The sequence below is a fragment of the Corynebacterium sp. HMSC29G08 genome (genome assembly GCF_001806875.1).
GTDB lineage: Bacteria > Actinomycetota > Actinomycetes > Mycobacteriales > Mycobacteriaceae > Corynebacterium.
The window spans coordinates 23,269-48,686 of the sequence record NZ_KV786237.1 but is presented as its reverse complement, the minus strand read 5'-3'; the positions used below and the strand labels follow the sequence as shown (position 1 = coordinate 48,686).

Sequence of the window (25,418 nt, the reverse complement as noted above, 5' to 3'; positions counted from 1 at the left end):
GTGAACCGTTGGCTTTTCGTAGTACCTGCTTCTGTGGCGTTGGGCGCCCTGTTGAGTTGGGTGCACGTACCGGCGGCATGGATCTTGGGGGCGATCATCGCCTCCGGTGCGGCGGCGCTGTTTGGCAAGAAAGAACTTGAGGTCAACGACATCTTCTTTAGGTTCGCCCGCGGCATCATCGGCGTGATGGCGGCCCTGCCACTGATTGGCATCCCGCCAGCGGACCTCGTGCGCTACCTTGTGCCCGGTCTGGTCAGCGCGGTATTCATCATTGCACTGGCATTTGGCGGCGGCATCATCCTGGCTAACCACGGAGTGTCACGTGAGACGGGCGTGTTGTCACTGTTGGCGGGTGGGGCGTCCATCATGCCGGCGATCGCCCATGAGGTTGGGGCGGACGTCCGCTACGTAGCACTGTCGCAGTACCTGCGGCTTTTGGTGGTGTCATTTACGTTGCCACTGGTGGCTTCACTGCTCGGGGCCACCGGCGACGGCAGTTTTAGCGCGCAGCCTACCCAGTGGTGGATGTGGATACTGGTTCCCGCCATGGCCTTTCTGGGCCAACCGTTGGGCAAGCTGCTGCGCCTGCCCAACGCGGCCATCTTCGGACCGATGCTGATGACCGTGATGGTTGGCTACGTGGTCAAGGTGCCAATCGTCAGCCCTGCGCCGGTTACAATTGCTGCGCTCGTTGCTATCGGCTGGATGGTCGGCGGTGGCTTAAGCGTGCCGGCACTGAAACTTTTTTCACGCATGCTGCCAGCCACGTTCCTCTACATCATCATCCTCATGGCAGCCTGCGCTGGCATGGGTTGGGTGATGTCGAAGTGGCTGGGCCTGACCCTGCTTGAGGGCTACCTGGCCACCACGCCCGGCGCGATTGAAACCGTGCTCGCCCTCTCTGCTGAAGGCGGCACCGGCCCAGCCGTGATCACCCTGCAGTTGATCCGGTTGATCTGCGTGGTGCTGTTCGCAGGCTACCTGCCGCAGATCCTGCTGTGGTTGAAGCGCCAGCGCTAAGTACACGCTTTCTCACGGCGCTTAGCGGAGCTAAGCGCCGTGGTTGAGCACATCACACGCCAGCATGTCCATCGGCATTGAGCCCAAGCGCAGCGCCTTGTCGTGGAAACGCTTCAGGGTCATGCCCTGCTCCAGGGCCTTGTCGCGCAGGTTCAGCCAATCGCGGAAGCCAAGGGCGTAGCACGGCGCCTGGCCTGGCCAACCCAGGTAGCGGTCCAGCTCAAACGCCACCTGTGCCTCGCCAAGCGCGCAGTTGTCGCGCAGGAATGCCTTGGCGTACTGGGCATCCCAGATGCCCGATCCGTCGGGGGTGGGTTTTTTGAGGTGCACGCCTACGTCGATAAGCACACGCGCCAGACGCAACCTGCGGGTATCCAGCAACCCCATGCGATAGCCCGCATCCTCAAAATAGCCATGCTCTGCCATGAGGTGCTCGGCGTAGAGCGCCCAACCCTCGCCGTGGCCGGAGTAGAACAGGTTACGACGCAGCAGGTTGATGCTGCGGCGCTGCAGAAGCGCGGTGCCAATCTGCAGGTGGTGGCCCGGCAGGCCCTCGTGGAAGACAGTGGTCAGCTCCTGCCAGGTGTGGAAGACCTCCTGGCCATGCGGCACGGACCACCACATGATGCCGGGGCGCTCCAGATCATCTGAAGGCTGGGTGTAGAAGATACCGCCGGAGCCCGCGCGGTCAATCGCGCACTCCACCTTGTGCAGCTCAGGCGGAACGGTGAGCTCATCGCCGTTGAGCTCAGCAAAGGCGCGCTCATTGACCGAGTTCATCCACTCCAGCAGCGCATCGGTGCCGCGCAGCTGGTAGCGCGGGTCCTCGTTGAGTTGGCGGTAGGCGGACAGCACGGTCGTACCTGGGCCGTAGAGCTCCGCCGCCAAACGCACCTGTTCATCTACGGTTTCTGCGAGCTGGTCCTTGGCCCAGTCATACGCCTCGTCCCAATCAATGTCACGGCCCAAGAAGAGACCGGCGAACAGTTCGTAGCGGTCACGGCCCACTGCGTCTTCGTGGGAGGACTGCGGAGAAAGCTCCGTGGACAGCCAGTCTGCGAACTCCGCGAACGCGTCCTTGGCGTCCTGCACCGGTGCGCTCTCCGGGTCCACGCCGAGCTGCTCCAGCTGCGAGCCGACCTCTGCCAGCGCTTCCGCCTGGTTAATCACGGCATCAATCTGGCGATGCGACGCCACGTTGCCCGTCTGCGCTGCCTCCGCCAAGGACTCCGCGTACCCGTGCAGGGCGCCGCGCACCTTGGACAGACGTGAGGCAATCGCCTCAATATCCTCGGGTGTCTCCTGGCTCATCAGGGAGAAGGAATCCCGGATGGTCTGCAGCGGCGAGTCAATAACGTTCAGGCTGCTGAGCCATTCACCGTTGTGGTGCAGCTCAAGCTCCCGGGTGATGCGGTCACGCACAACGGCGGCGGTGAGGTGGTCGACGTCATCAAAGTCGTCTTCATCGTCCGAGTCATCGGTGCAGTCATTCAGAGCGTCAATGTCCTGGACCAGGTCACGCATACGTCCAGCTACAGAATTCCAGTATTCCGGGCTGTAATCTTGCAGCTCACCGTCTAGGCCTTCCATGCCTAGTTGGGTGCCCATGGTGGGCACGAGCTCCGCCATGTCGTACACGAAGTCCTCGCAGGTAGCGTCAAGCAGGGATGGCTTGCGCAAGGGCTCGGATGTTGCAGTCATGGGAAGGCAGTCTATCCCAAAACGTGTGTTTTACCACGTAGCCGATTTTGCACAGCTCACTACGCCCCGAATGGACAAAGCGGTCTAGAATAGTGTAATCAATACTCATGGCTTTCCTCCGCCCTCAGACCCCCGCCGCCAAGTGCTTGCACCTCGTGCGGCTTGGTCAGCTGACCACCAGGGCCGAACTTATAGAGGCCACCGGACTATCCCAGCCCACCATTACTCGCGCAATCGCCGCACTTTCGCAGGCCGGCTACGTCACCGAACGCTTCGACCTAGCCAAAACGCGCGGCCGCGGACGCCCCACCGTCCCGCTCGAGTTGGCGGAGCTGGAAACCGTCCATGCCGGTATCTCCATCGGCACCGACGCCACCTACATCGCCCTGTTTGACCTGAAAGGCCGCACGCTGCGCTTCGTTGATGCGCAGCTACCCGTGGCAAAGCTGGACCAAGATGACTTTATCCAGCACATCATGGCCGAGCTGAACAAACTCACCGCCACCATCGACCGCCCCCTGGCCACCGTTGGCGTTACAGCTTCGGGCACCGTGACTACAGACGGCCGGGTGACCGCTCCCAACCTCAACTGGAAAAATGTTGCGCTGGGCGATCAGCTCCGCGAACAATTCTCCGTGCCCGTCCAGGTCAGCTCGGTGTCTGCGGCCATTGTCGGCTCTGAGATGCAGTCCAGCCGCAACCTGGCCACCCCCTCAGTCATGGCGCTGTTCGCGGATGACTCGCTAGCGTGCGCCATTACTACCAACGACGGCGTGCACAACATCACCGTCGAACGCGAGGACCTGACCACCTTTGGTCTGCTCAACGCCATTAACAAGCCGGAGATACAGACGCTGCGCCAGGCGGTGACGGACTCGAAGTACCAAACCGTGACCCGCCCGGCGCTGGACAAGCGCGCCCGCAACCTAGGCCAGCTGGTTGGTGAGCTCTGCACGGAGCACAACCCCTCCACGGTGGTCATCGCAGGCAGTGCGTTTATCGACGACCCCTTGTCACCCGCCCCCTTTGCCCAAGCAGTGCGCGCAACCGGCGACCACGCACATATTGACTTGCGCATGCTGCCCGGCCACCGCGAGATGGTCCGCGACATCGCTCGCGCCGTCGCCCTCGACCTGGTGCTTGCGGATCCTTTGGCGGTTGCCGCTGGCGCGAAGGGGTAAGTTCCTTTTAGTCGATGCGCTTGAGCCCCGTACTGTAGCGTTTTGCCAGTTCAACGTAGCTTTCCGCGTGCGTGATGCGCGCCTGTCGCGTCTCTGGGTCCAGCTCACGCTTCACCTTCGCCGGCACACCCGCCGCAATAGAAAACGCCGGGATCTCCTGGCCCTCCAACACCACAGCACCGCCGCCGATGATGGTGCCCTCCCCCACCACTGAGCGGCTGAGCACGGTGGCGGACATGCCGATCAGGCAGGCGTCTTCAATCGTGCACGAGTGCAGCATGGCCATATGCCCCACGGTGACGTACTGGCCTAGGACGGTTTCACCGCCGGTATCTACGTGAACAACAGCGTTGTCCTGGATGTTGGAGAAGGCGCTGATGGTGATGGCGCCAACGTCGCCACGCAGCACAGCCCCCGGCCAAACATTGACATTCGGGCCAAGCGTGACCTGCCCAATCACCGTGGCCTCGGGAGACACCCAGGCGGTTTCGTGGATGTTCGGCGTGTGGCCTTCAAAGCTGTAAATCATGGGGCAAGCATAAGGTTTGAGTGAAACAAACCCCCAAGCACGCCGAGAAGCGCCAGCAGCCCCACAACAATGCCAACGATCACCTCCGGATCCGAAGCGGAACTCCCGTCGCTCGACGGCTCATCCTTCGGCTTATCCGGCGCACCTGGCACAGGGTCTTGCGGCACATTCGGCGCAGGGGCGTGCGGCGTGTACTCCTTCAAACCTGTCGGGCTCTCCCCCTCCCGCGCCTGACGGTACAGGTAGAGCTCCTTTCTCCCCTTCTCCAACGCGGCACCACCAAAGGGTGAACCTCCGACCACGCCGACAGAATAGACGTGGCCCCGCCCCTTATGCGTGATGGTTACCTCACCAAAGCCGAAGTCTCGGTTTTCCGGGTCGAGCATGATGTGCAGGTGTCCATTAGACCTGCCATCAATGTGCTTGTAGTAGCCGTTCGCCTTCTTCAACACATCCAGCTCACCATGCCCCCACATTTTGGAGATCGCATCCTCCAACCTCCCGTAGGCGATAATCTCCGAGTGGGCCGCCCGCCCATTAATCGTGGCAACGCTAATACCAATCGATTTCCCGCGAAGGTGCGACAGTGAACCGACAGGCTGCTCCGCTGCGCGCTGGACGGCAATGCGGCTCAGGTTTGGATCAATAGTCGCCGCATTGACGTAGGCCTCTTTCGTTCCCAACCCGGCTTCGGCCGCAGCCCGGCGCAAGGAAGTGCCGTTGAAAGGCGGGTTGATGTCCCACATCTGACCACGCACCTTCCTCAGCTGCGGAAGCCCAATGGTGTAGGCGTCAGTGAAGTCGAAGCGGGAATCCACCGCCACACTCTGGTCAATGGTCGTGCCAAGCTCAACGCCCGTCACAGGGGCTGGCTCAGCGTAAGCAACGTGCGGGGGAACCACCGCTACAGGAACGGCAACGGAAGCGGCGACAGACGCGGCAAGCACACGACCCATAAAACGGGCTGAAAGATGATTAAACATTGCCTAAGTATAGCTGGCGTGCACCGCAGGCTGCGTAGACAACCATGAAGCACAGCGGCACCACCGTAAACGCCAAGTTCGGGACGGAGAACAGCCCGTTCGACACGTTTTCCGCCACAAACGGCAACATGAGCACGATCATCGGCGCGGCACCCCACCAGCGGTACACCACACAGCCCAACAGCACGATCCACACCCAGTGGTGATGCCAAGAAAACGGGCTAACCAGGCAAGACGCGATGCCGGTGAGGGCTACGGCGAGGGGGAGATCGTGGCATCGATAAGCAAAATAGGCCCCGAACGCCGCAACCGCCGTCACCACAACAGCCAGCAGCAACCACAGGGCCGTGGAGTCAATGCCTAGCTCACGGCTTAAAACCTGGCGCAGCGCCTGAGCGCCAGGATTGTCCGCAACGCCCACCCGATCCGAGTCGAACATGGCCTCAGTCCAAAATCGCGCCGCATCCGGAACCAGCTGAAACCCAACCGCCACCGTGCACAGGAACGTAAACGCGGCAACGGCAACCGAGCCCCAACGGCCCTGCACCGCCAGCAACACCAGAAAATACGCGGGCGTAAGCTTGAGCCCCGCAGCCAGGCCCGTACCAATGCCGGGCAGCCGATTGCGCGGCAGAAAATCCAGGCACACCAGCGCCATCAGGAAAATATTGATCTGGCCGAAATACAGCGTCGCATGCACCGGCTCCGTCGCCAGAATAAAAAACACCGCAAGCAAAGGAGCATTTATGCTTCTCGACGCCACGTAACACACCACCACCAACACCCCCACAGCCAGCGCATTCCACCACAACCCAAGCGCCGACGTGGGCTCACCGAACCACGAAAACACCACACCCGCAAACGGCGGGTACGTAAACGGCAATCCGGGCAGCAAATCCCCGTCATAAAGATCCTGGTGGTTAGCCATCCTCTGCCCACCAAGCAAATACACCTGCAGGTCAGAGGGCACCTCTTTGGTGAAGGCGCTTTCCTGCATCCCCGCGTTGACGCTGTAGCGCCAACCGCAAAACGCAATCGCGACAAGCAGAATCGCAGCGTTTAAGGCGGTCATAGTCGTCATAATCCCATGCCGTCCAAGATTTCATCGAGCGCCTCGCCGACCTCTGTACGCCACACCGTGTCCGCCTGCGCCCGGCGCGCCCTCGGCACGTTCTCCCCGAAGTACACCACGTTCGGCTTCAAACGCTCATGCAACGTGTGGCAATCCAAGCACACGACATGGTCCATATCCCCATGCAACGCAATCACGTTGCGGCTGCCGGCCTGCGAGTGAAGGCCGTCCACATTCTGTGTGACCAGCCCTGTCAGCCGCCCATTCTTACTGCGGTAATCCGGGATACCCGCGCCAGTGGATACGCTCGCACCGGTGATGACCAGGTTTTTCGGGTTTTGCAGTTGGCTCAATGTCCGTTCAAGCGCCTCCTGCGGCGGAGTCGCCGGCACCGTCTCATGCACCACCCGCTCAATGGAACGCACAGCGCTTTTATGCGCCATGGCCACAGCCGGGTCATCAAAAACGGTGAAATCTGTACGGTGCATCGCTGTTCAGATTAGTGTGTTGCGCATGGGGGATTGGAAAACGGAACTTCGGGGACAACTCATAGACATCCGTGTACGTCGAGCGCTGCCACGCGAAACACACGAAGCACTGCTGCGCGGGCGCCTCCAAGCGCTGTCCACATCGCACGCCATCGACGCCGTTGTCTACCTATCACTGCCCGTCAACCAGAGACACTGGCTGCGCGCCTACTGCGTGGGACTATCCACACACAACGCCGTCATCACCGGACGCGCCTCCGCCTACCTCAACGACATGTGGGTAGCCAACACACCACTGCAAGAAGTGCAGGTAGTGCTCAAATCCGTCCCGCCGCGCACCCAATGGCCGGCCGGCGTGCGCTACATCCAAACCACCGCCCGTGACATCGTGCGCGGCGACCACATGTCCACCACCAGCCCGTTCCAAACCTTCCTGCACATCGCGCGTTTCGACGGCTTCCCCCACGCCCTCGTCACCGCCGACTGGCTCGTCCAATTCGGCGGATACTCCGTAGCAAGTCTGCAACGCGAAGTGGCCATGTCACCGCGCGTCCCGGGCATCGCCGTGGCCACGCGCGCCGCTGTCCACGCCAGCACCCGGTCCGACTCCGCACCCGAAGCGTTCATGCGCGGCCTGCTTCTCAACGCCGGCTACACCGACCTCGAAATCAACCCCGTAGTCACCAACAAACGCTATCGAGTCGACCTTCTATACCGCGGCCGCATCGCCGTTGAAATGGACGGCCTAGTCAAAATGGACGGCACCACGTACGGCCCCACCGACCAGGCCTTCCGCAAGGAAAAATTCCGCCAAGACCACATCACCAACCACGGCATCGACTTCCTCCGCGTCGCCCCCTGGCTTGTGGAGCGCGAACCCGAACGCTTCCTCGCCATGTTCAACGCCGCCGTTGTCCGCATCTTCGGGCCCGACGCTGTGCCGTAACTTGCTTGGCGGTTTCTCGCGCGCGGGCGCCGTTCGGCCCTGTTTTCGTCCCGGTTCCGCGGCCCGTTTTCGCAGATATGCATACCTCGATATGCATACTCAATGGTCAGAGCGTTTTTTCAATAAGGACCCCGTTAATGAAAATTGACCGTTACCTGCGGGTATGCATATCGAGGTATGCATATCTGTTCCAGGAGGGGCCGTGAAGGGAAGCCGGAACACCCCTACCGGAACGGGACTTCGCCGATGGTGCGTCGTAACTTGCGGGTGCGCAGGCGTTCGGGGCGGCGCGCCAATTTCTCCATGGCGCGCACAGCGCACATGACGTGGGCTTCTTTGGAGTTGGCGTAGAAGGCCTGGGCGCCGGCGGGGAGTTTCGGTACGGCGTGCAGCGGCAGGTCGGAGACGGCCAAAAGCGCGCCGTAGGGGACGCGGTACCGGTAGCCGTTGGCGGCGATGGTGCAGGATTCCATGTCTACGGCAGCGGCGGTGGAGCCGCGGAGCCAGTTCCAAAGGTCGCGTGGCGCTTTCCATTCCCAGTTTCTGTCGCCGGTGGACAAGACGGTGCCGGTGCGCATGAGGGAGGTGTCCTCGCCATAGACCCGGGTGACGGATTTCTCCAGCGTGCGCTGGATTTCGGGGACGGCCGGGATGGGTAGTTCGGGCCGTAAATGACCGTCTAACAAGTAGTCGTGGCGTTCGTAGGCGTTGCCAAGGATGAGGTCCCCGATGCGCATGCGGGCGTCCATGCCGGCGCAGTGGCCGATCATGATCCAGGCCTCGGGGCGCAAGACGGCCAGGCAGTCGGTGATTGTTTTGGCGTTGGAGGGGCCCACACCGATGTTGATCATGGTGATGCCGTCGCCGCCTTTGGTGACTAGGTCGTAGCGTGGCATTTGGAATTTGGACCCGAGTTCGAGGTCTTCGACGGCGACGGTGTCGGAGATGGTTTCACCGGAGGGCAAAACGAGCCGGGTGTAGCGGGAGTCTTCGCTGGCCAGTTCGCGCACGCCGAAGCGCACGAATTCGGTGACGTGCATGGCGTAGTTGGTGAACAGGATGTATTTCTGCAGGGTGTCCACGTCGATGCCGGTGTAGTGGCGCAGGCGTGCGATGGCCAGGTCGAAGCGCTGGGGGCCGAAGTGGAACAGGGGTTTTTCGGTTCCGTGGAAGGCGTCCCAGTGGCCGTCCACAATCGCGTCGTCAACGGCGTCGAGCGCGGGTCGCGGAACAAACTCGCGCGCTTCCGCCGGTAGTTCCCCGTAGCCTTCCAGGCCGGGGATGTATTCGGGCGGGATGCAGACGTCGGAGTAGGTGACGGTGACGTCGCAGTCGTAGTTGGATGTTAAGGCGTCAAGTTGGGCGCGCAGGTAGCCGGCCATAAGGTCGGGCCGCGATAACACGGCGGAGTAGGTGCCGGCTTCGTCGACGTAGCCGAAGGGTTCGAGGCGGTCGATCGGTTGCCAGTGTTTGACGGTTACGGACAGTTTTGGATAGCGCACGTCGGTGTATCGGTGCCATTCGCCGGTCTTGAGGGTGTCGTGGGCGAGGGTGACGGAGGCGTCGTAAAGCGAGCTAAGCTCCTGAACTGTGTCCATGAACCATACCGTAGTTACTCCAGGCCTCCCTGCGCCCGACGATGCCGCGATTGCCCTGCTCAAAGACCTGATCCGCAACGCGTGTGTGAATGATCTGACGCCGGATTCCGGCCAGGAGATCCGCAATGCGGTCACGTTGGAGGAGTTTTTTCATCAGGGGCTTTTGCTTGCCGACGCCCCGTTGCCCATCCACATCCGCCGCTTCGAACCCCACCCGGGGCGGATGTCCGTGGCGTTTAGCATTGAGGGCTCGGACCCTTTAGCGGAGCCGCTCACGCTGCTGGGGCACACGGATGTGGTGCCGGTGGATGCGCCGAAGTGGACGCGCGATCCGTTCGGCGCGCAAGAGGTAGACGGCAAGATTTTTGGGCGTGGCGCAACGGACATGCTGTACATCACAGCATCTATGGCCGCGGCGGTGCGTGACGTGGCGATGCGCGGGGTGGCCCCGCGCGGCACGTTGACATTTGTTGGCTTGGCGGATGAGGAGGCCCGTGGCGGCCTCGGCGCTGGGTGGATTGCGGAGCATGAGCCGGAGGCGTTTTCTTGGCGCAACTGCCTGTCCGAGGAGGGCGGGTCTCACCTGCCGGTTGAAGACGGCAGCGACGCATTGATCGTGGTCGTTGGCGAAAAGGGGGCTGGTCAACGACGGTTGACGGTGCATGGTGATGCCGGCCATGGCTCGGCGCCGCATGGGCGTAAGTCCGCGGTGGTCAAGATTGCAGAGGTTGCCAGGCGCGTGGCTGCGTTGGAGCCGGAGGTGACGCGCGACGAGCCGTGGCCGGGCTACGTGCGCGCGTTCAAGTTTGATCCGGAGACGGAGGCAGCGCTGCTGCGTGGTCAGGGCTACGAGGCGCTCGGGGAGCTGGCCCGTTACTCGCACGCCATGAGCCACTTGACCTTGGCGCAGACGGTGCTTCGCGCCGGTCAGGCGATTAATGTGTTGCCGTCGGTGGCGTGGTTGGAGATGGACATCCGCCCGCTGCCGGGCCAGACGCAGGAGGATATTGACGCGCTGCTGATTGAGGCACTGGGGGACATGGCTGATGAGGTGGAGATCACCCACCTGATTACTGAGGACGCCACCGTCTCCCCCGCCGAAGGCCCCCTCTACCAGGCGATTCTGGATACGTTTGAGGAGTTCTTCCCCGGCGTACCCGTGGTGCCCACGTTGGCGGCGGGCGGTTCGGACTTGCGCTTTGCCCGCCGGATGGGTGGTGTGGGTTACGGCTTTGCCATGCACCAGCGCCATCAGACGTTGGGCAGTGTGCTGGATACGCTGCACAGTCATGACGAATACGTGGAGGTTGAGGACGTCCGGCTGACCGCCCGCGCCTACCGTTCATTGATACAAAAGTTTCTCATGTAACACATGCGTCACTTCCGTGGCATACTGTCGTGCATGCGAAATTCTTTCTCTGCACGCATCCTTGCCCTTAGCGCCGCCGTGGCCAGCACGATTGCCCTGGCACCAGCCGCCCAGGCCGATGCTATTGACGACGCTTTGGCGAAACTCCCCTCCGGCCCCATCTCTTGCGACCAGGCGCAGCGCTACTGGACCAACGAAGCGGACTACAACTCCAAGGTCCGCCAGGCACAGACCATCGCTCGTTTTGACCGTCGCGGCCCGCAGATCCTCGATGCGCTCGCGCGTGTCGACGAAGCCGCGAACCGCTGCGGCCTCAAAGGCGGCGGCGCGCAGAACAACGGTGGCGGCAACGGGGGCCGCGCGCAGAACAACGGTGGTGGCGGCGCGCGGAACAACCAGTCGGCGCCCCAGGCTCCGGCCCAGCCAGGTCAGCCAGCCCAGCCGCAGCAGCAGGCCCCAGCCGCTCCTGCCCCAGCCGCGCAGAACACCATCGTGCTCGCCCCGGCTGGCGCGCCGTCCTTCGAGGTGCCGGTCAATGGCGTTGGCACTGTGGTGTTGCCGGACGTATTGGCGATGCTCCGCCAAGCCCTAGCCACCATCCTCGATTTCTTCAAGATCAAGGTCCCGGGCATCAACTAGCCGACGCTAACGAGCCGGGACGCTCTGCGCTCGCAACACCGCCGGAAACACAGATGTGCATACCTCGATATGCATACTCAATGGTCAGAGCGTTTTTTCAATAAGGACCCCGTTAATGAAAATTGACCGTTACCTGCGGGTATGCATATCGAGGTATGCATATCTGCTAAACCAGGCCGGGCAACCGCGTCCCTAGCTCCACTCGTAAAGAGTGTGCCCGCCAGCGTGAATGCGCACGCCCGGGGTTGGCGTGAGCCACGCGTCGAGTTGAATCTCCTGCGCGCCAGCGCCAAAGTCACTGCCAGCACCGCCGTCAGTGCCAGAATCAACACCAGTGCGGCAGACGAAGCTGATCGTCTCGTTGGTTTTGTCGAGGACTTTGAGGGTGGCGTGGGTGAGGGGGGCGTTTTGGCGTCGTAAAGCAATAAGCTCCTGGAGCTGCCTGTAGATCCACCAGCCCATCGGGGAAAGCTCACCTGGGTGGTCAGGCAGCGGCGGGCGCACATTGTCGTCAGCGGCGAAGCCCTCCGTGCGCAGACCCTCGAAGCCCTGCTCATCGCCGTAATAAATGCTGGGCATGCCCGGCACCATCATCAGAATCGCCATCGCCAGCGGCAGCTTGTCCTGCCCCACCTTCGACGCGATCCGGTCCACGTCATGGTTGCCAATGAACGTGTTGGTCAGCACCTGTTGGGCGATTGCGTTATGACGCTCAAGCGCATGCGCAAGCTCCCAAAAATTGCCATCTACCAGCGACGACCAAATACCTTTCCACAGTTCGTACTGCGTGACTGCGTCCAGGGTGCCGGCTTGGGTGATTTCGGCGTAATCGCCGTGGATGACCTCGCCAAGAAACATCGCATGGGGGAACTCCTCGCGAACACGCGCAAGGACCTCGCGCCAGAACTCGGACGGGACGGAATACGCAACGTCCAAGCGCCAACCCGCAATACCGCGACGCAACCAGTGGCACATGATGTCCACAACGTGGTCCTTCACCCGCTGGTCAGCGTGGTGAAGCGTGGCCAACTCTGCGTGACCCTCCCAATCCGTATCCCCCGCCAGGCCTTCTGCCACCCACGGGTGTGTGCGGGCAACGTGGTTAAACACACCGTCTATCATCACGCGGATGCCGCGCTCATTGCAGGCAGCCATGAGGTGGTCAAAATCCTCGTTGGTGCCAAGGCGGGAATCGATTGTGTAGTAATCCAACGTGTCGTAACCGTGGCCCACCGACTGAAAAATCGGACCTAAGAGCAGGCCGTTGCAGCCCAGCTCAATCAGGTAATCCAGCCACGCCTCCAACTTTGGCAGGCGGTGGGCGGCATCCTGCGGGTTGTCCCCGCGGTCACGAATCGGCGCCCCCGTTGCCCCAAGAGGATAGACGTGCCACCAAATTGTGTTGTCAATCATGCTGGCCAGTCTAGGGGCCAAACATAGCCAGCGGGATCACCGCAACCCCATCCGCGCGCCGATACGCCCGCGTCCCGGTAGTCAACACCACGGTGTCCACCACATCCTCTGGAAGTTGCTCGCGGAACCACAGCAAGTGCCGCACATCCTCATCATCCACATCCACGCTGAGCTTGACCTCAATGGCAATGATGTCCCCATCCGCGTTTTGGACAATCAGATCAATTTCCCGATCCCCCTTAGACGTGCGAAAATGTGACACGCTGCCAAAAACTGCCTGGGCAGCAACACGAGCCGACAATGTAGCAAGCGACTCAAACAGCGGCCCCAACATGTAGTTAAAGCGGGTGCTTAATTTCTTCGCCGGAATCTTCAACAAACGCAGCACAAAAGCAGGGTCCGCCAGCTGGTGCTTCGGCGCACGTGCCAAACCGGCAAACGGTGAACGACGGAAATCCCATGCAGGCACCGGATCCAGCATCCAAATCTCTGCAAGTTTTTCGCGGTACTTCATGGTGGTGGTCTTTGCTGGCTTGTCGGCGTCTCCAGGCGTCGCCGCGTCCAAAATTTCCTGGTAGCTCGTCGTAGTGGAGCTTGCCGCCGCGTACGCCGCCAGCCAATTCATTAACGACGCCGCATTGCGCACCGTATATCCCTGATCCGGCAAGTCCCTATCCACAATCCGCGCTAAATAGGAATCCAGCTGCTGTTCTCTCACCAGCTGGGGTGCCTGCATGAAGCCAGGGAAACCACCGCTGGCAATGGCCTCGATGTAATCAGTCAGAGTTTTCTCCGTAGAACCGCTGACATCAGCTGTCCCTTGAAAGAGGTCCCGCAGACTAATATTTGCCTGCCAGCCCGGACGCTCAAACAAAGCCAGTGGACGCATACGCAACGAAATAATTCGAGCTGCGCCACTATGCGTATCAGTGCCTGCCACCGGCGTGGCCGAGCCTGTCAGCAGAAAACTGCTGGCCTCGGCGCCGTCATCCACCGCTCTACGCACACGATTCCAAGACTGTGGTTCCACCTGCCATTCATCAATAAGCAACGGTTTTGGAAACGAGCTAAACGAAGGGTCCGACGCCAACGCAGCGGCATCCGCGCTTTCATCCAACCTCAGCACCGTCTTCGCGCGGCGCGCGGCTGTCTCTGTTTTGCCCACGCCTTTTGGCCCCTCGATGGCAATCGCAGAAACGTACGGTAAGAGCTGGTCAAGCTGCATGTCCACAACTCTTGGCAAGTAACCCATAGCGCGAACGCTACCAATTTTCCGCTCTGAACGCTACTTATTTTCCGTCGTGAACACTACTTATTTTCCACCAGCATCGGCGTCTTCGCTGCGCTTCAGCCACGGCTGCAGCCCCTTGGCTAGACGCGCACGCCAGCCTTTCGCCACCTCCGCGTAGCCTTTCTCCTGCGAACCGGCACCCCTGCGGGTGAGGCTGACTTTGGTCTGGCCGGAGCCGGAGTCATCGTCGTGGAAGTCGAAGACCAGCTCGGCGTCGTCGTCTTCCTCGGCTTTCCACACAACGCGTGTGCCGCCGTCGGTCTCCTCCACGGCCGCGGATTCAAGGTTTTCAAACCCAGCAAACCCGTCAAGCCCGTCAAACTCACTGTCCTCGCCGTCGAACCACTCGTTCGGCTTGGTAAAGGCGCTCAAGACCTCGTCGCGTGAGCCGGGCACGGAGAAGGACGTGGTGAACTCGCGGATGGCACGCGCGGTGGTGCCGTCGGAAAACTCGTAGTCACTCATCGCCTGGTCCGGGTCGTAGATGGACACGTCCACGCCCTGGTCCCGGAACTGCATCAGTCCGTCCTTGATCAGGTCGCGGCCTGCTTTGTTGAAGGAGGTCACGCGGGAGACGTCGAGGACGAGGCGGGGGGCTAAACGCATGCGTCGTAACGCATACAAGTTCTTTTCTGCAATGGCGAAGTTGATCATGCCCTGCAGCTCCACCACCGTCGCGCCGTCCACACTGGACACGGAGCGGATGCCCGGCGCGAAGTAGAAGTTGGAAGACACCAGGTTCAAATCCAACGCGCTGGACAGCTCCCGGAACAGCTTCACGCCGCGCACCGAGTTGCCCTGCGCATCTAGCCGGGGGCTGAGCGAGGCAATGCCAAGCTGGCCGGGCATCGTGCCAATCAAACCACCCGCAACGCCGGACTTCGCCGGGATACCCACGTTGACCATCCAGCGGCCGGAAGCGTCATACATGCCGGCAGAGACCATCACCGCCTGCGTGACCCGGCAGGCCTCAGCGGTGAGAATCTTCTCCCCCGTCACCGGCTGCGTACCACCGTTTGCCAGAGTGGCGGCCATCAGCGCCAGATCCTTCACCGTGACCAGCACGGAACACTGGCTGATGTAGCTGGACACGGCCTCATGCGGCTGGTCAGTGACCATATCTGCCTCACGCAGCAGGTGTGCCAGGGCCATGTTGCGGTCCGCGGTAGACATTTCGGACTCAAAGATTTCCTGATCCACCGCCAGCTCGCGGCCGGCCAGGCGGGAGAAGTAGTCACGGATCTTTTCCACCCTCTTATCGACGGCCATCTCAGGACCGCCAATCAACTGATTGACCGTAATGGCACCCGCGTTAATCAGCGGATTCGCCGGGCGCCCCTTGCTGTCCAGGGACAGCTGGTTGAACGCCTCACCGCTGGGCTCCACGCCGACGTATGTGTGCACCTCTTCAGCGCCGTACATGTCCAGGGCCAGCGCGTAGACAAAAGGCTTGGAAATGGACTGGATGGAGAACTCATAGTCGGTGTCGCCGGCGGAGTACATGTGGCCGTCGATAGTACAAAGCGCCAACGCCAACTTGTCTGGGTCGGCGTTTTTGAGTTTCTCAATGTAATCGGCGCGCTCACCAGCATCCTGGTCGCGCACCGCATCCAACATGGTGTGAAGGTACTGCGTTACCGGCGATGTCATGCAGCCGAGTCTAGGTCCGAAGCCGTCTTCGGGTTCTTATAGAAACACACCCAGGTGATGAGACCGAACAGCAGAGAAATTCCTGCAACCAGCCACAACACGTCCTGGTATGCGTCAACGTACGCCGCGTCGTACCCCATGCTCGGCTCCCCCAGCGCCACCCAGCGCGCCATCAGCGCACCGGTAATGGCCACGGTGATCAGCGCGCCGAACTCGTAGGCCACCTCTTCCACGCCGGCAGCCATGCCGGAGCGGTGCGCGGGTGCGGAGCCGATAATTGCTGTGGACGCCACGCTCATCACCAAACCCAGGCTGAACCCAAGCAGCGCCAACGCGAGGATCTCCAGCGGCAAGGAGCCCGCCTTCTCCCCCGCGATGAGCAGCAGCGTACCGACGCCACCACCCACAAACCCACCCGCAATCAACGGCAGAAAACCAACACGGTGCAGGTTTGCGCCCCCGAGGATGGACGCAGGCAGCGCACCGAGCGCCATCGCAATGATGACAAGGCCGGCGTGCAGCGGTGAATAGCCGTTAATAAGCTGCAGCTTCTGCACCGTGTGCAGCTCAGTACCGATGAGGACGAACATGCTGCCGCCCGCCGCAATCACGCCACCCAAGAAGATCGGGGAACGGAAAATATCCAGCGTGAGCAGCGGATCTGTCAGGCGCTGCTGGCGGAAGTGGAACAAAAGGCCAAACAACAGCATCGCCACTACAGCAACCGCCATGACCACGGTCGTGCGCTCCGGGTTCGCCGCCTGCTTAATGGCCACGGTCAGGCCTAGCAGTGTGATCAGGGAGTAAATGGAGGACGGTGCGTCCCACTTCTTCGCCTTATTCGCCACATTCGGCGGCGCGAGTACCGCCGTAGCCACCAGCGCGATGATGACCACCGGCACGTTGATCAGAAACAGCGAGCCCCACCAGAACTTCGCCAGCAGCAGCCCACCAATCACAGGGCCCATGGCATTACCCACCACTGCGACCGCGCCCCACAGGCCAATCGCCGTGTTGCGTTCCTGGCCGTTCGGGAATGTCAGGCTGATCAGCGCTAACGTGGCCGGCATCATGGTTGCGCCACCGATGCCCAGGAAGGCGCGAGCCGCGATCAGCATCTCCGGCGTCGGCGAAAACGCCGCCATAAGCGAGGCCGCACCGAACACAACCAGCCCCACCATGAACATCAGGCGGTGCCCCACCCGGTCCCCCAGCGTGCCCGTGCCCAACAGCAGGCCGGAGAGCACCAGCGGGTAGGCATTAATGATCCATAGGGCCTGGCTTTGCGACGCCCCGAGCTGCTCCGTAATCGACGGCAACGCCGTATACATAATCGAGTTGTCCAAACTGATCATGAACAGACCCAGCGAAATGATGGCAAAGAACATCCAGCGCTGGCGCTTTTCGGAAGCGTCGGAGAAAGGTGAAGGCGTCGATGGCGGAGGAGTTTTCATAGCGGGAGATATTCTCGCCTTTGATTCGCCGAACCACAAACGAAGCGCAAACGACAAATGGGCCCTGCCTTCTGGCAGGACCCATTTACGTTCGCGAGTACGAATGTTTAGAAGTGGATGCCGTACTTTGCAGCTGCAACACGAACGGCATCCGGGATAGCGATGCCCGGGCGCTGCTGGACCACGGTGAAGACCTCAAGAACGGACCAGATGAGAGCGATGGAGGAAAGGGTACCCAAGACTGCGGAGATTGCGAGTTCCATATTTTGAATCCTTTAATGTTGAAGGGGCTAAGAACGCCCACAGCTTAACCTTAAGTTTCGCCAAGCGTCATAATTTCAGTGAATTATATTCATCAGAGCCCGCTTCGACCGTCTATCCGGGAAAGTTTGTAGCTAGTTACACCCGGCTACCAAGCCATTTTTCTACAGGTAGCCGGGTGTGGGTAGCTACAAACGTTTTTTCAACCGTTTAAGCCCGGAGCAACGGAACAACGGAAACACCCCGCGCGATTTCTCGCACGGGGTGTTTGTCTGTGCCCGGGGGGGGACTTGAACCCCCACGTTCTTGCGAACACTGGCACCTGAAGCCAGCGCGTCTGCCAATTCCGCCACCCGGGCTTGGGACTCGATAACCATAGCACCTCACACGGGCATAACAACAAATCGCCAGGCACGCGACCGTTTTTCGGGCAATTATTCAAAGTTGAACGCCACCAGCCCAACGTGGTTTCTAGGTTCGTGTGCCATCGGCACCTATACTTACTGCGTCATAAGGCACCCGTGCGCACGCGCGCACAGGCAAGCGCATACAAACGCATGTAGAGCAGCACCAGTAAAGGAGGTGAACGGGAATGTCATTGATGGACAGGTTGGCCAAGCTGGATAGTTCCATTCAGCGCGGTTTGGATAACTCCATGGCTGCGGTGTTTGGCGGCAAGGTTGTCTCCGCTGAGTTGGAGGAGCTCATCCGCCAGGAGGCGCAGGATTCGTTGGTTGTTACGGACCAGGATGAAGTTGTGGCACCGAACGTGTACGCGGTTGGTGTGTCCTCGAAGGATCTGGAGAACCTGTCTAAGCAGCGTGATTTGCCCGTTGACCTTGCTGAGCAGGTGATGCGTTTTGTGCGTAATCAGGGCTGGTTCTTGGATGGGCCGGCTGTTGTGCGTATTGCTGAGGAGTCTGGTTTGCGTACGGGCCAGCTGCGGGTGTCGTCTTACATTGATTCTGTGCCCGATGTGGGAAGTGGGTTTGACGCTATTGATGCGGAGCCTTCTCCGGCGGCGGTGGCTGCGTTTGCGCGGCGTCGTGAAGCATCGGCACATGAACAGGAGGATGCTATGTCCGAACCAAATGCTATGAAGCCTGTTTCCGGTGGTGGGCAGCCGACGGTGAGCTTGCTGCTTCAAGACGGCTCGTCGAGGACCTACCTCGTCCACGAAGGGTCCAACATTTTGGGTCGTTCCAACGATGCTGATTTCAGGCTGCCGGATACTGGCGTGTCGCGTCAGCACGCGGAGATCACGTGGGATGGGGAGATTGCGGTGCTGGTGGATTTGGAGTCCACCAACGGCACCACGGTCAATGATGAGCAGGTTGATAACTGGATGTTGGCAGACGGTGATGTGATTACGCTTGGCCATTCCAATATTGAGGTGCGCATTGTGCACCCGCAGGGCAGCAACAGCACTGGCCAGGGCGAGGCAAACACTGGACAGGTGCCGCATTTCCCGGAGGCTGTGGAGCCGCCGGCTGAGCCGGTTCCGTACCCCGGCACTGAGTTTTTCCAGCCGCCAGCACAGCCCAACAACTCATAACCCCCCTGCCGGAAGGATGCCCATGGATGCCACTGTGATTCTGAGCGCTCGTTTTGGGCTGCTCGCCCTGTTGTGGCTGTTCATCCTGCTGGTGGTGTTTATCCAGCGCAAGGATGTTGTGCGCGCGGCGGGGATGGTGCCTAGGCAGGCGGCACGGCAAGCGCCGGTGAAGCGGGAGAAGCCGCGGCATCTGACTGTGGTTGAGGGTCCGTTGCAGGGCTCTCATATGGATGTCTCCTCGTTGGAGGAGCTGACCATTGGCCGTGGCCCGGATAATGACTTCCAGCTGGGTGATGATTTTTCTTCGGCACGGCACGCGCGGTTGTTCCGGCGTGGCAGTGAGTGGTTTGTTGAGGATCTAGATTCGCGCAACGGCACGTTTGTGCAGGGTATGCGTATTGATCAACCGGAACGGGTGTCTGTGGGCACTGATATCAAGATGGGACGCACGATTGTGAGGCTGGTGCCGTAATGAGTTCCGTACAGGGATCTTCGAAGAATTTGCGCCTTGAGTTCGTCGCGTCTTCTGACCGCGGCCTTGTTCGCGGCAACAATGAGGATTCGGCGTACGCTGGCCCGCATTTGTTGGCACTTGCAGATGGCATGGGTGGCCACGCCGCCGGCGAGGTTGCTTCCCAGATGATGATTGAGCATCTGGAGCATTTGGATAAGGATCCGGCGGATGCGGACATGCTGGCGCTGCTGGGTGCTGCGGCGGATGATGCGAACGCGGCGATTGCCGCTTCGGTGCGTGAGCACTCGGAGCAGGAAGGCATGGGCACGACGCTGACAGCGGTCATGTTCAACGGTGAGCAGCTTGGCCTGATCCATGTGGGTGATTCCAGGGGCTATTTGCTTCGCGACGGCACGTTGAAGCAACTCACCGTCGACGACACGTTCGTGCAATCTTTGGTGAACGAAGGCAAGCTGGCGCCGGAAGATGTGTCCTCGCACCCGCAGAAGTCGTTGATTTTGAAGGCCTACACGGGCCGGGATGTCGCACCACATTTGGAGATGGTGGATGTCAAAGAGGGCGACCGTTTGCTGCTGTGCTCTGACGGGTTGTCGGATCCGGTGACGGCAGAGACCATCGGTGTGGCGCTTGGCCAGGGGTCGGTACAAAACGCAGCGGATCGTTTGATCGAGCTGGCGCTTCGTTCCGGTGGTCCGGATAACGTCACTGTGGTGGTGGCGGAGGTTGTGGGGGGCGGCGCTGCGGCGTCGGCAAGCAATGATGCCCCTGTGAAAGCCGGTGCTTTGGCGCCGAGCTTTGACACGACCCACCCGGATTCCTCGGCGGGGCGGGCGGCGGCGCTGTTGCGCAAGTCGGAGACGATTGAACCGGACCACAACCGTGCGAAGCTACAGCCTGCGGATGATGCGGGCGATGATGCGGAGGGTCCCCAACGAAGCAGGTGGACATGGGTGATCGGTGCGCTGCTGCTGGCGCTGATCCTGGCGTTTTCAGCAACAATGTGGATGCGCAACCAAGCGCGGGAGACCTACAATCTGACCACCGATGAGCAGGGTGTTTTTGTCATCGAGAGCGGCCGCGGCGAGCCGGTGCAGCAGGTGTGTCTGGATTCAAAAAACACGATGCGCACCAAGCCGTATGACGAAGATGCGAAAAGCACAGCGGACTGCCACCTGTTTTCCCAAAGTGACCTGCCGGAAAGCCAGCGCGATGCGGCGGGGCGACTGCCCTCAGGCACGTACGACGAGGTGCTGGGCATGCTGGGCAGGCTTGCAGACGAGGCGTTGCCGGTCTGCGTGGACCGCGACAAGACGGAAGCTGAGCAACCTAAGTGCCGGGAGGTGAAGTAGTGCGCGGCGTTTTTGGGCGGAACAAGGAACTGGTGCTGCTGCTGTGCTCGGCAGGGCTGCTGCTGTTGATGCTGTTTAGCCTTGAGCTGAGCCAGGGCCGCACCCTGACCGCGGAACTGTTGTACCTGGTGGGCGGTTTTGTTTTGGTCTACGGCATCGCGCATGCGGCGATTGGTTGGCTAGCACCCTACGCGGATCAGCTACTACTGCCGGTAGTCAGTCTGCTCAACGCGATTGGCCTAGTCATGCTGTATCGGCTGGGCTTTGCGGATAACGCAAGTGGGTTGGCGTCACGGCAGATGCTGTGGTCCCTTGTTGGCGTGGTGCTGATGGTGCTCACGCTGGCGATTGTGCGCGACCATAAAGCGTTGTCGCGCTACTCCTACCTGCTGGGTATCCTCGGTCTGATCCTGCTGGCGTTGCCGTTGGTGTGGCCGCAGCCGCCGAATGTGAATGCGCGGATTTGGATTTGGATCGGCCCGTTTTCGCTGCAGCCTGGTGAGTTTTCCAAGATCCTGCTGCTGATTTTCTTCGCGCAGCTGCTCACCCAAAAGCGTGCGCTGTTCACGGTGGCCGGGAAGCGGTTTTTAGGCTTGACGTTCCCGCGTCTGCGTGACTTGGCGCCGATTCTGGTGGTGTGGGCGATTGCCATTTTGATCATGGGCATTTCAGACGACTTCGGCCCTGCCCTTTTGCTGTTTGCCACCGTGTTGGCCATGGTCTACTTCGCCACTGGGCGCACCTCCTGGCTGCTGATCGGTGTGGGACTGGTGGCTGTTGGTGGCTACGCCGTCTACCAGGTCAGCACCAAAATTCAGCAGCGCGTGGCCAACTTCCTTGACCCGCTGGAGAACTTCGAAACCATCGGCTACCAGCCATCCCAGGCGCTGTTCGGCTTGAGCTGGGGTGGGTTGACCGGCACCGGCCTTGGTTACGGGCATCCGGGGATGATTCCGGTTGCGGAGTCTGACTACATCCTGGCGGCGCTTGGTGAAGAACTTGGCCTGGTTGGCTTGGCTGCTGTGCTGTGCCTGTTCGCGGTGTTTATTTCCCGCGGCTACCGCTCCGCCCTGCAGGTGCGAGACACCTACGGCAAACTGCTGGCCGCAGGGCTTGCCACCACGATTGCTATCCAGATCTTCGTGGTTGCCGGTGGCATTTCTGCCATGTTGCCCATGACTGGTCTGACCACGCCGTTTATGTCGGCCGGTGGTTCCTCCGTGATGGCCAACTACATCCTGCTCGGGCTTTTGCTTCGCGTGTCCAACGCGGCGAACCGCCCGACGGAGTTTGATCAGGGTGCGCTGCGGAAAACGCCACGCAGTGTGCGTAAGCGCGCAGCGCAGCCTGTGGGAACGGGGGCGTAAATGAACAAGTCCATCCGCCTCGGCGCATCGTTTGCGCTGCTGCTCATTGTGGCCTTGTTGGTCAACCTGACCGTTGTGCAGGGCTTTCGTGAAGACGTCTACGCGCAAGACCCCCGCAATGCCCGCACCACCGTGGAGCTGCGCCAGATTAACCGCGGCCAGATCAACGCGGGCGGATTGGTGTTGGCGGAGTCCTTCCGGACAGAGGACGGGTTCTACCAGCGTTCCTACCCCAACATGCCGTTGTCGTTCGGTCCTGTGGTGGGCTACGTCTCGGACCAGTACGGCACGGCCCAGTTGGAAGCCGGCTTGAATGGGCAGTTGACTGGGGATACCGCCGGGGCATCATCACGCTTCCTGCGCACCGGGTTGGAAGAGGACCAGGTGGGCAACAATGTGGAGCTGACCATTGACCCGCAGCTGCAGGCGCAGGCATACGAACTGCTGGCAAACCCTGGGTACGAAGGCGCCATTGCCGCAATCCGCCCTAGCACTGGTGAGATCCTGGCGCTGGTCTCTACCCCGTCCTATGACCCGAACCTGATCGCTGACCCCGCAACAGCAGAGGGCACCTGGGCTGATGTGAACAACAACCCCGGCAAGCCGCTGTTGAATCACGCGACGCAGGACCAGCTGCCGCCGGGTTCCATCTTCAAGATCATCACCACGGCCGCCGGCCTGCGCAACGGCTTCACGCCGGACTCCCTGCTGACGGGTGAGGCGCAGACCATCCTGCCGGGCACCGACATCCCGCTGACTAACTACGGCGGTCAGGTGTGCGGCAGCGGCGGCCAGGTTACGTTGGCCACCGCCTTTGCATTGTCCTGCAACACGGCGTTTGTGCAGATGGGTCTTGAAGTTGGGGCGGACGCCATGCGTGAGGCGGCAGCCGCCTTCGGCGTGGGTGAGCGCTACGACCTTGGCATGCCCAACGCGGCCGGCAGCTTGGGCGATCTGCCCAGCGGTCCGGAGGTGGCGCAGTCTGCCATCGGTCAGCGCGACGTAACCATGACCGCCCTGCAGGCTGCAGTGATGGCGGGCATTGTGGCCAACGACGGCGTACGCATGAAGCCGTACGTGGTCTCCCGCGTGACACGCCCCAACCTGACGGAGGCGTACAAGGCGGAGCCGGAGATGCTCAATGAGGCGCTCACCCCTGAAGAGGCGGCGACGCTTGCCGGGCTGATGTACGGCTCTGAGCGCTGGACCTGGGGTTATGACGGCAACGGCTTCGCGTCCAAGACTGGTACCGCGGAGCACGCCGAGGGCGCTGACCCGCACGTTTGGTATGTGGCATTTGATGACGCAAAGGATGTGGCCGTGGCTGTCGTCGTAAAGAATGGCGGCAACTTGGGTGCAGGCGCAACCGGTGGGCAGGTGGCCTCGCCGCTGGGACGTGCGATCTTGCGCGCAGCACCGGCAGCACCGGCTCCGGCGGAGGAAAACACCCAGCAAGAGCAGGGAAATAGATAGGTGAGTTGCTAAGCATGAACACGGAAAACCGCGAAGATTTACAACAACTTATCGGTGATGACTACCAGCTGCAATGGGTCATCGGCCACGGCGGCATGTCCACCGTGTGGTTGGCAGACGATGTGGTCAATGAACGCGAGGTGGCGCTGAAAGTCCTGCGCCCAGAGTTCTCCAGCAACCAGGAGTTCCTCGCCCGCTTCCGCAACGAGGCGCTGGCCGCGGAGGGCATCAACTCCCCCAACGTGGTGGCCACCTATGACTACCGCGAGGTCACCTCTCCTGCTGGCTTCAGTATGTGTTTCATTGCCATGGAGTACATCCGCGGCGAATCCCTGGCTGACCTGATTGCCCGCGAAGGCCAGCTGGAGGAGTCGGTTGCCCTGGACGTGCTGGAGCAGGCGGCCCACGGTCTGGCCATGATCCACCGCATGGGCATGGTGCACCGCGACATCAAGCCGGGCAACCTCATGATCACCCAGAACGGGCAGATCAAGATCACGGACTTTGGCATTGCCAAGGCCGCAGCCGCAGTTCCGTTGACGCGCACCGGCATGGTGGTGGGCACCGCCCAGTACGTCTCCCCTGAGCAGGCGCAAGGGTTGTCGGTGACTCCGGCCTCTGACGTGTACTCCCTGTCCGTGGTGGGCTACGAGATGCTGTCCGGCAGGCGCCCGTTTACCGGGGATTCCTCGGTGTCGGTGGCGCTTGCGCACGTGAGCAACGAGCCGCCGGCACTGCCGATTTCGGTCTCCGCGCCGACGCGTGAGCTCATTGAGATTGGCCTGCGTAAGAACCCGGAGCAGCGTTTCCGTGACGGTAATGAGATGCAGCTAGCTGTCAGCCAGGTGCGAAACGGCATGCGCCCTGCCCAGCCGGGTGGGCGCACGCAGGTGATTGCGGCGGAGCCTTCGGCCACTGCGTCTACCCAGATGCTGGCCAACGTGGCTGACGCGCGCACCACTCGCCCGGCTGGGAAGTACCCGCCGTCCGCGGCGATGGCGGTGCAGGACAAAGCCCGGCGCGCTGCCGCTGAGCAGGCGGCACGTGAACAGGCTGAGGCACAGCGTGCAGCACAGGCAGCACCGGCGCGTACAGATACAGGCAAGAGCAGCGCGGCAGGTCCGATCATTGCGGCGTTGTTGTTGCTTGCGCTGATCGGCGGCGGCGTTGCTTGGGCATGGTCGGCGGGCATGATTGGCGGCTCCTCCGCGAGGACCACCACGCCGATGGCTCCCACCACCGCCGCCACGGCAACGGTGACGGAGACCCAGACGCAGGTGCAACAGCCGCAGCCGGAGCCGCGCGAGGTGCCGACGCAGGACGCCCCGGGCACGATCACGTTTGAGCCGGAGACGAGCCAGCCGAGCACGACGAAGACGCGACAGCAGCCGACACAGGAGCAGCCGCATCCTTCGACACCGCACCAGCCTACCCAGCCGCAGTCGTCCCAGCCCACCCAGCCGCAGCCGACGCAGCCCACCCAGCCGCAGCAGCCGGATCAGCCGCCGGCATCGTCTGCGCAGGAGGCGCCGACAACGCCGCAGGACAATGGTGAGTTAGAATCACAAGCTGACCCATCTGTCACAGGAGGTGACAACTAACAC

General features: G+C 61.4%; 22 protein-coding genes and 1 tRNA gene. 11 read left to right on the top strand and 12 right to left on the bottom strand.

What is annotated here, in order from left to right; genetic code table 11:
* Entirely contained in the window at positions 1 to 1,020 is a 1,020-nt protein-coding gene (locus tag HMPREF3101_RS05105) for an AbrB family transcriptional regulator (protein ID WP_070463344.1), read from the top strand.
* A gap of 30 nt (positions 1,021 to 1,050) precedes the next feature.
* Here HMPREF3101_RS05105 and HMPREF3101_RS05100 read toward each other — a convergent pair whose 3' ends face one another.
* Entirely contained in the window at positions 1,051 to 2,721 is a 1,671-nt protein-coding gene (locus HMPREF3101_RS05100; protein ID WP_070463342.1) for a DUF885 domain-containing protein, read from the bottom strand.
* 107 nt (positions 2,722 to 2,828) lie between these two features.
* Between HMPREF3101_RS05100 and HMPREF3101_RS05095 the strand changes: the two genes are divergently transcribed.
* Positions 2,829 to 3,902, top strand: coding sequence for an ROK family transcriptional regulator (locus tag HMPREF3101_RS05095; protein ID WP_070463340.1), 1,074 nt, complete (start codon positions 2,829 to 2,831; stop codon positions 3,900 to 3,902).
* A gap of 7 nt (positions 3,903 to 3,909) precedes the next feature.
* Here the strand turns inward: HMPREF3101_RS05095 and HMPREF3101_RS05090 are convergent, their stop codons facing one another.
* Genes HMPREF3101_RS05090 through HMPREF3101_RS05075 form a run of 4 tightly spaced genes read right to left on the bottom strand, consistent with a single transcriptional unit; the run spans position 3,910 to position 6,974 of the window.
* Positions 3,910 to 4,431 (bottom strand): gamma carbonic anhydrase family protein, encoded by a 522-nt coding sequence (locus HMPREF3101_RS05090; RefSeq protein WP_070463339.1) that lies wholly within the window; start codon positions 4,429 to 4,431, stop codon positions 3,910 to 3,912.
* Positions 4,428 to 5,414: a hypothetical protein gene (locus tag HMPREF3101_RS05085; RefSeq protein WP_141737363.1), complete on the bottom strand. Its 987-nt coding sequence runs from the start codon at positions 5,412 to 5,414 to the stop codon at positions 4,428 to 4,430. Before HMPREF3101_RS05085 ends, HMPREF3101_RS05090 begins: the two co-directional genes overlap by 4 nt.
* A complete protein-coding gene (locus HMPREF3101_RS05080) occupies positions 5,407 to 6,486 on the bottom strand; it encodes a glycosyltransferase 87 family protein (RefSeq protein WP_070463336.1) in 1,080 nt (359 codons plus the stop codon). Before HMPREF3101_RS05080 ends, HMPREF3101_RS05085 begins: the two co-directional genes overlap by 8 nt.
* Positions 6,487 to 6,491: 5 nt before the next feature.
* Complete coding sequence (locus tag HMPREF3101_RS05075) at positions 6,492 to 6,974, bottom strand: Sir2 family NAD-dependent protein deacetylase (protein ID WP_070463334.1); 483 nt, start codon at positions 6,972 to 6,974, stop codon at positions 6,492 to 6,494.
* 25 nt (positions 6,975 to 6,999) lie between these two features.
* Between HMPREF3101_RS05075 and HMPREF3101_RS05070 the strand changes: the two genes are divergently transcribed.
* Complete coding sequence (locus HMPREF3101_RS05070) at positions 7,000 to 7,920, top strand: hypothetical protein (protein WP_141737362.1); 921 nt, start codon at positions 7,000 to 7,002, stop codon at positions 7,918 to 7,920.
* Between the two features lie 224 nt (positions 7,921 to 8,144).
* On the opposite strand, the gene amn is transcribed toward HMPREF3101_RS05070, so the two are convergent.
* Positions 8,145 to 9,518 carry an AMP nucleosidase gene (amn, locus tag HMPREF3101_RS05065; protein WP_070463331.1) on the bottom strand — a complete coding sequence of 458 codons (1,374 nt, stop codon included), beginning with the start codon at positions 9,516 to 9,518 and terminating at the stop codon, positions 8,145 to 8,147.
* On the opposite strand from amn, the gene HMPREF3101_RS05060 reads away from it, so the two are divergent.
* Complete coding sequence (locus tag HMPREF3101_RS05060; RefSeq protein ID WP_070463329.1) at positions 9,517 to 10,887, top strand: M20/M25/M40 family metallo-hydrolase; 1,371 nt, start codon at positions 9,517 to 9,519, stop codon at positions 10,885 to 10,887. The genes amn and HMPREF3101_RS05060 overlap by 2 nt on opposite strands.
* A gap of 33 nt (positions 10,888 to 10,920) precedes the next feature.
* The gene (locus HMPREF3101_RS05055) at positions 10,921 to 11,526 is read left to right on the top strand and encodes a hypothetical protein (protein ID WP_070463328.1); all 606 of its coding nucleotides are present in this window, start codon (positions 10,921 to 10,923) and stop codon (positions 11,524 to 11,526) included.
* Positions 11,527 to 11,718: 192 nt separating this feature from the next.
* Here HMPREF3101_RS05055 and HMPREF3101_RS05050 read toward each other — a convergent pair whose 3' ends face one another.
* The 6 genes from HMPREF3101_RS05050 to HMPREF3101_RS05030 form a co-directional block, all read right to left on the bottom strand.
* Positions 11,719 to 12,939 (bottom strand): alpha-amylase family protein, encoded by a 1,221-nt coding sequence (locus HMPREF3101_RS05050; RefSeq protein WP_070463326.1) that lies wholly within the window; start codon positions 12,937 to 12,939, stop codon positions 11,719 to 11,721.
* Between the two features lie 10 nt (positions 12,940 to 12,949).
* Entirely contained in the window at positions 12,950 to 14,191 is a 1,242-nt protein-coding gene (locus HMPREF3101_RS05045; RefSeq protein ID WP_070463324.1) for an ATP-binding protein, read from the bottom strand.
* 60 nt (positions 14,192 to 14,251) lie between these two features.
* Positions 14,252 to 15,880 (bottom strand): glutaminase, encoded by a 1,629-nt coding sequence (locus tag HMPREF3101_RS05040; RefSeq protein WP_070463322.1) that lies wholly within the window; start codon positions 15,878 to 15,880, stop codon positions 14,252 to 14,254.
* The gene (locus tag HMPREF3101_RS05035; RefSeq protein WP_070463321.1) at positions 15,877 to 17,334 is read right to left on the bottom strand and encodes an MFS transporter; all 1,458 of its coding nucleotides are present in this window, start codon (positions 17,332 to 17,334) and stop codon (positions 15,877 to 15,879) included. The genes HMPREF3101_RS05040 and HMPREF3101_RS05035 overlap by 4 nt, the downstream gene beginning before the upstream one ends.
* Before the next feature lie 107 nt (positions 17,335 to 17,441).
* The gene (locus HMPREF3101_RS12105; RefSeq protein ID WP_168160163.1) at positions 17,442 to 17,597 is read right to left on the bottom strand and encodes a hypothetical protein; all 156 of its coding nucleotides are present in this window, start codon (positions 17,595 to 17,597) and stop codon (positions 17,442 to 17,444) included.
* A 273-nt stretch (positions 17,598 to 17,870) separates the two neighbouring features.
* Positions 17,871 to 17,954, bottom strand: a tRNA-Leu gene (locus HMPREF3101_RS05030).
* A 233-nt stretch (positions 17,955 to 18,187) separates the two neighbouring features.
* Between HMPREF3101_RS05030 and HMPREF3101_RS05025 the strand changes: the two genes are divergently transcribed.
* The 6 genes from HMPREF3101_RS05025 to HMPREF3101_RS05000 are packed head-to-tail and all read left to right on the top strand — an operon-like array spanning position 18,188 to position 25,415.
* A complete protein-coding gene (locus tag HMPREF3101_RS05025) occupies positions 18,188 to 19,150 on the top strand; it encodes a DUF3662 and FHA domain-containing protein (RefSeq protein ID WP_083280094.1) in 963 nt (320 codons plus the stop codon).
* 22 nt (positions 19,151 to 19,172) lie between these two features.
* Positions 19,173 to 19,622 carry an FHA domain-containing protein FhaB/FipA gene (locus HMPREF3101_RS05020; protein WP_052205652.1) on the top strand — a complete coding sequence of 150 codons (450 nt, stop codon included), beginning with the start codon at positions 19,173 to 19,175 and terminating at the stop codon, positions 19,620 to 19,622.
* Positions 19,622 to 20,974, top strand: coding sequence for a PP2C family protein-serine/threonine phosphatase (locus HMPREF3101_RS05015; protein ID WP_070463319.1), 1,353 nt, complete (start codon positions 19,622 to 19,624; stop codon positions 20,972 to 20,974). Before HMPREF3101_RS05020 ends, HMPREF3101_RS05015 begins: the two co-directional genes overlap by 1 nt.
* A complete protein-coding gene (locus tag HMPREF3101_RS05010) occupies positions 20,974 to 22,341 on the top strand; it encodes an FtsW/RodA/SpoVE family cell cycle protein (RefSeq protein ID WP_246816655.1) in 1,368 nt (455 codons plus the stop codon). The genes HMPREF3101_RS05015 and HMPREF3101_RS05010 overlap by 1 nt, the downstream gene beginning before the upstream one ends.
* Positions 22,342 to 23,814: a penicillin-binding transpeptidase domain-containing protein gene (locus tag HMPREF3101_RS05005; protein WP_070463317.1), complete on the top strand. Its 1,473-nt coding sequence runs from the start codon at positions 22,342 to 22,344 to the stop codon at positions 23,812 to 23,814.
* A gap of 14 nt (positions 23,815 to 23,828) precedes the next feature.
* Positions 23,829 to 25,415, top strand: a complete 1,587-nt coding sequence (locus tag HMPREF3101_RS05000) for a serine/threonine-protein kinase (RefSeq protein WP_070463315.1) — start codon at positions 23,829 to 23,831, stop codon at positions 25,413 to 25,415.
* Positions 25,416 to 25,418 lie beyond the last annotated feature (3 nt).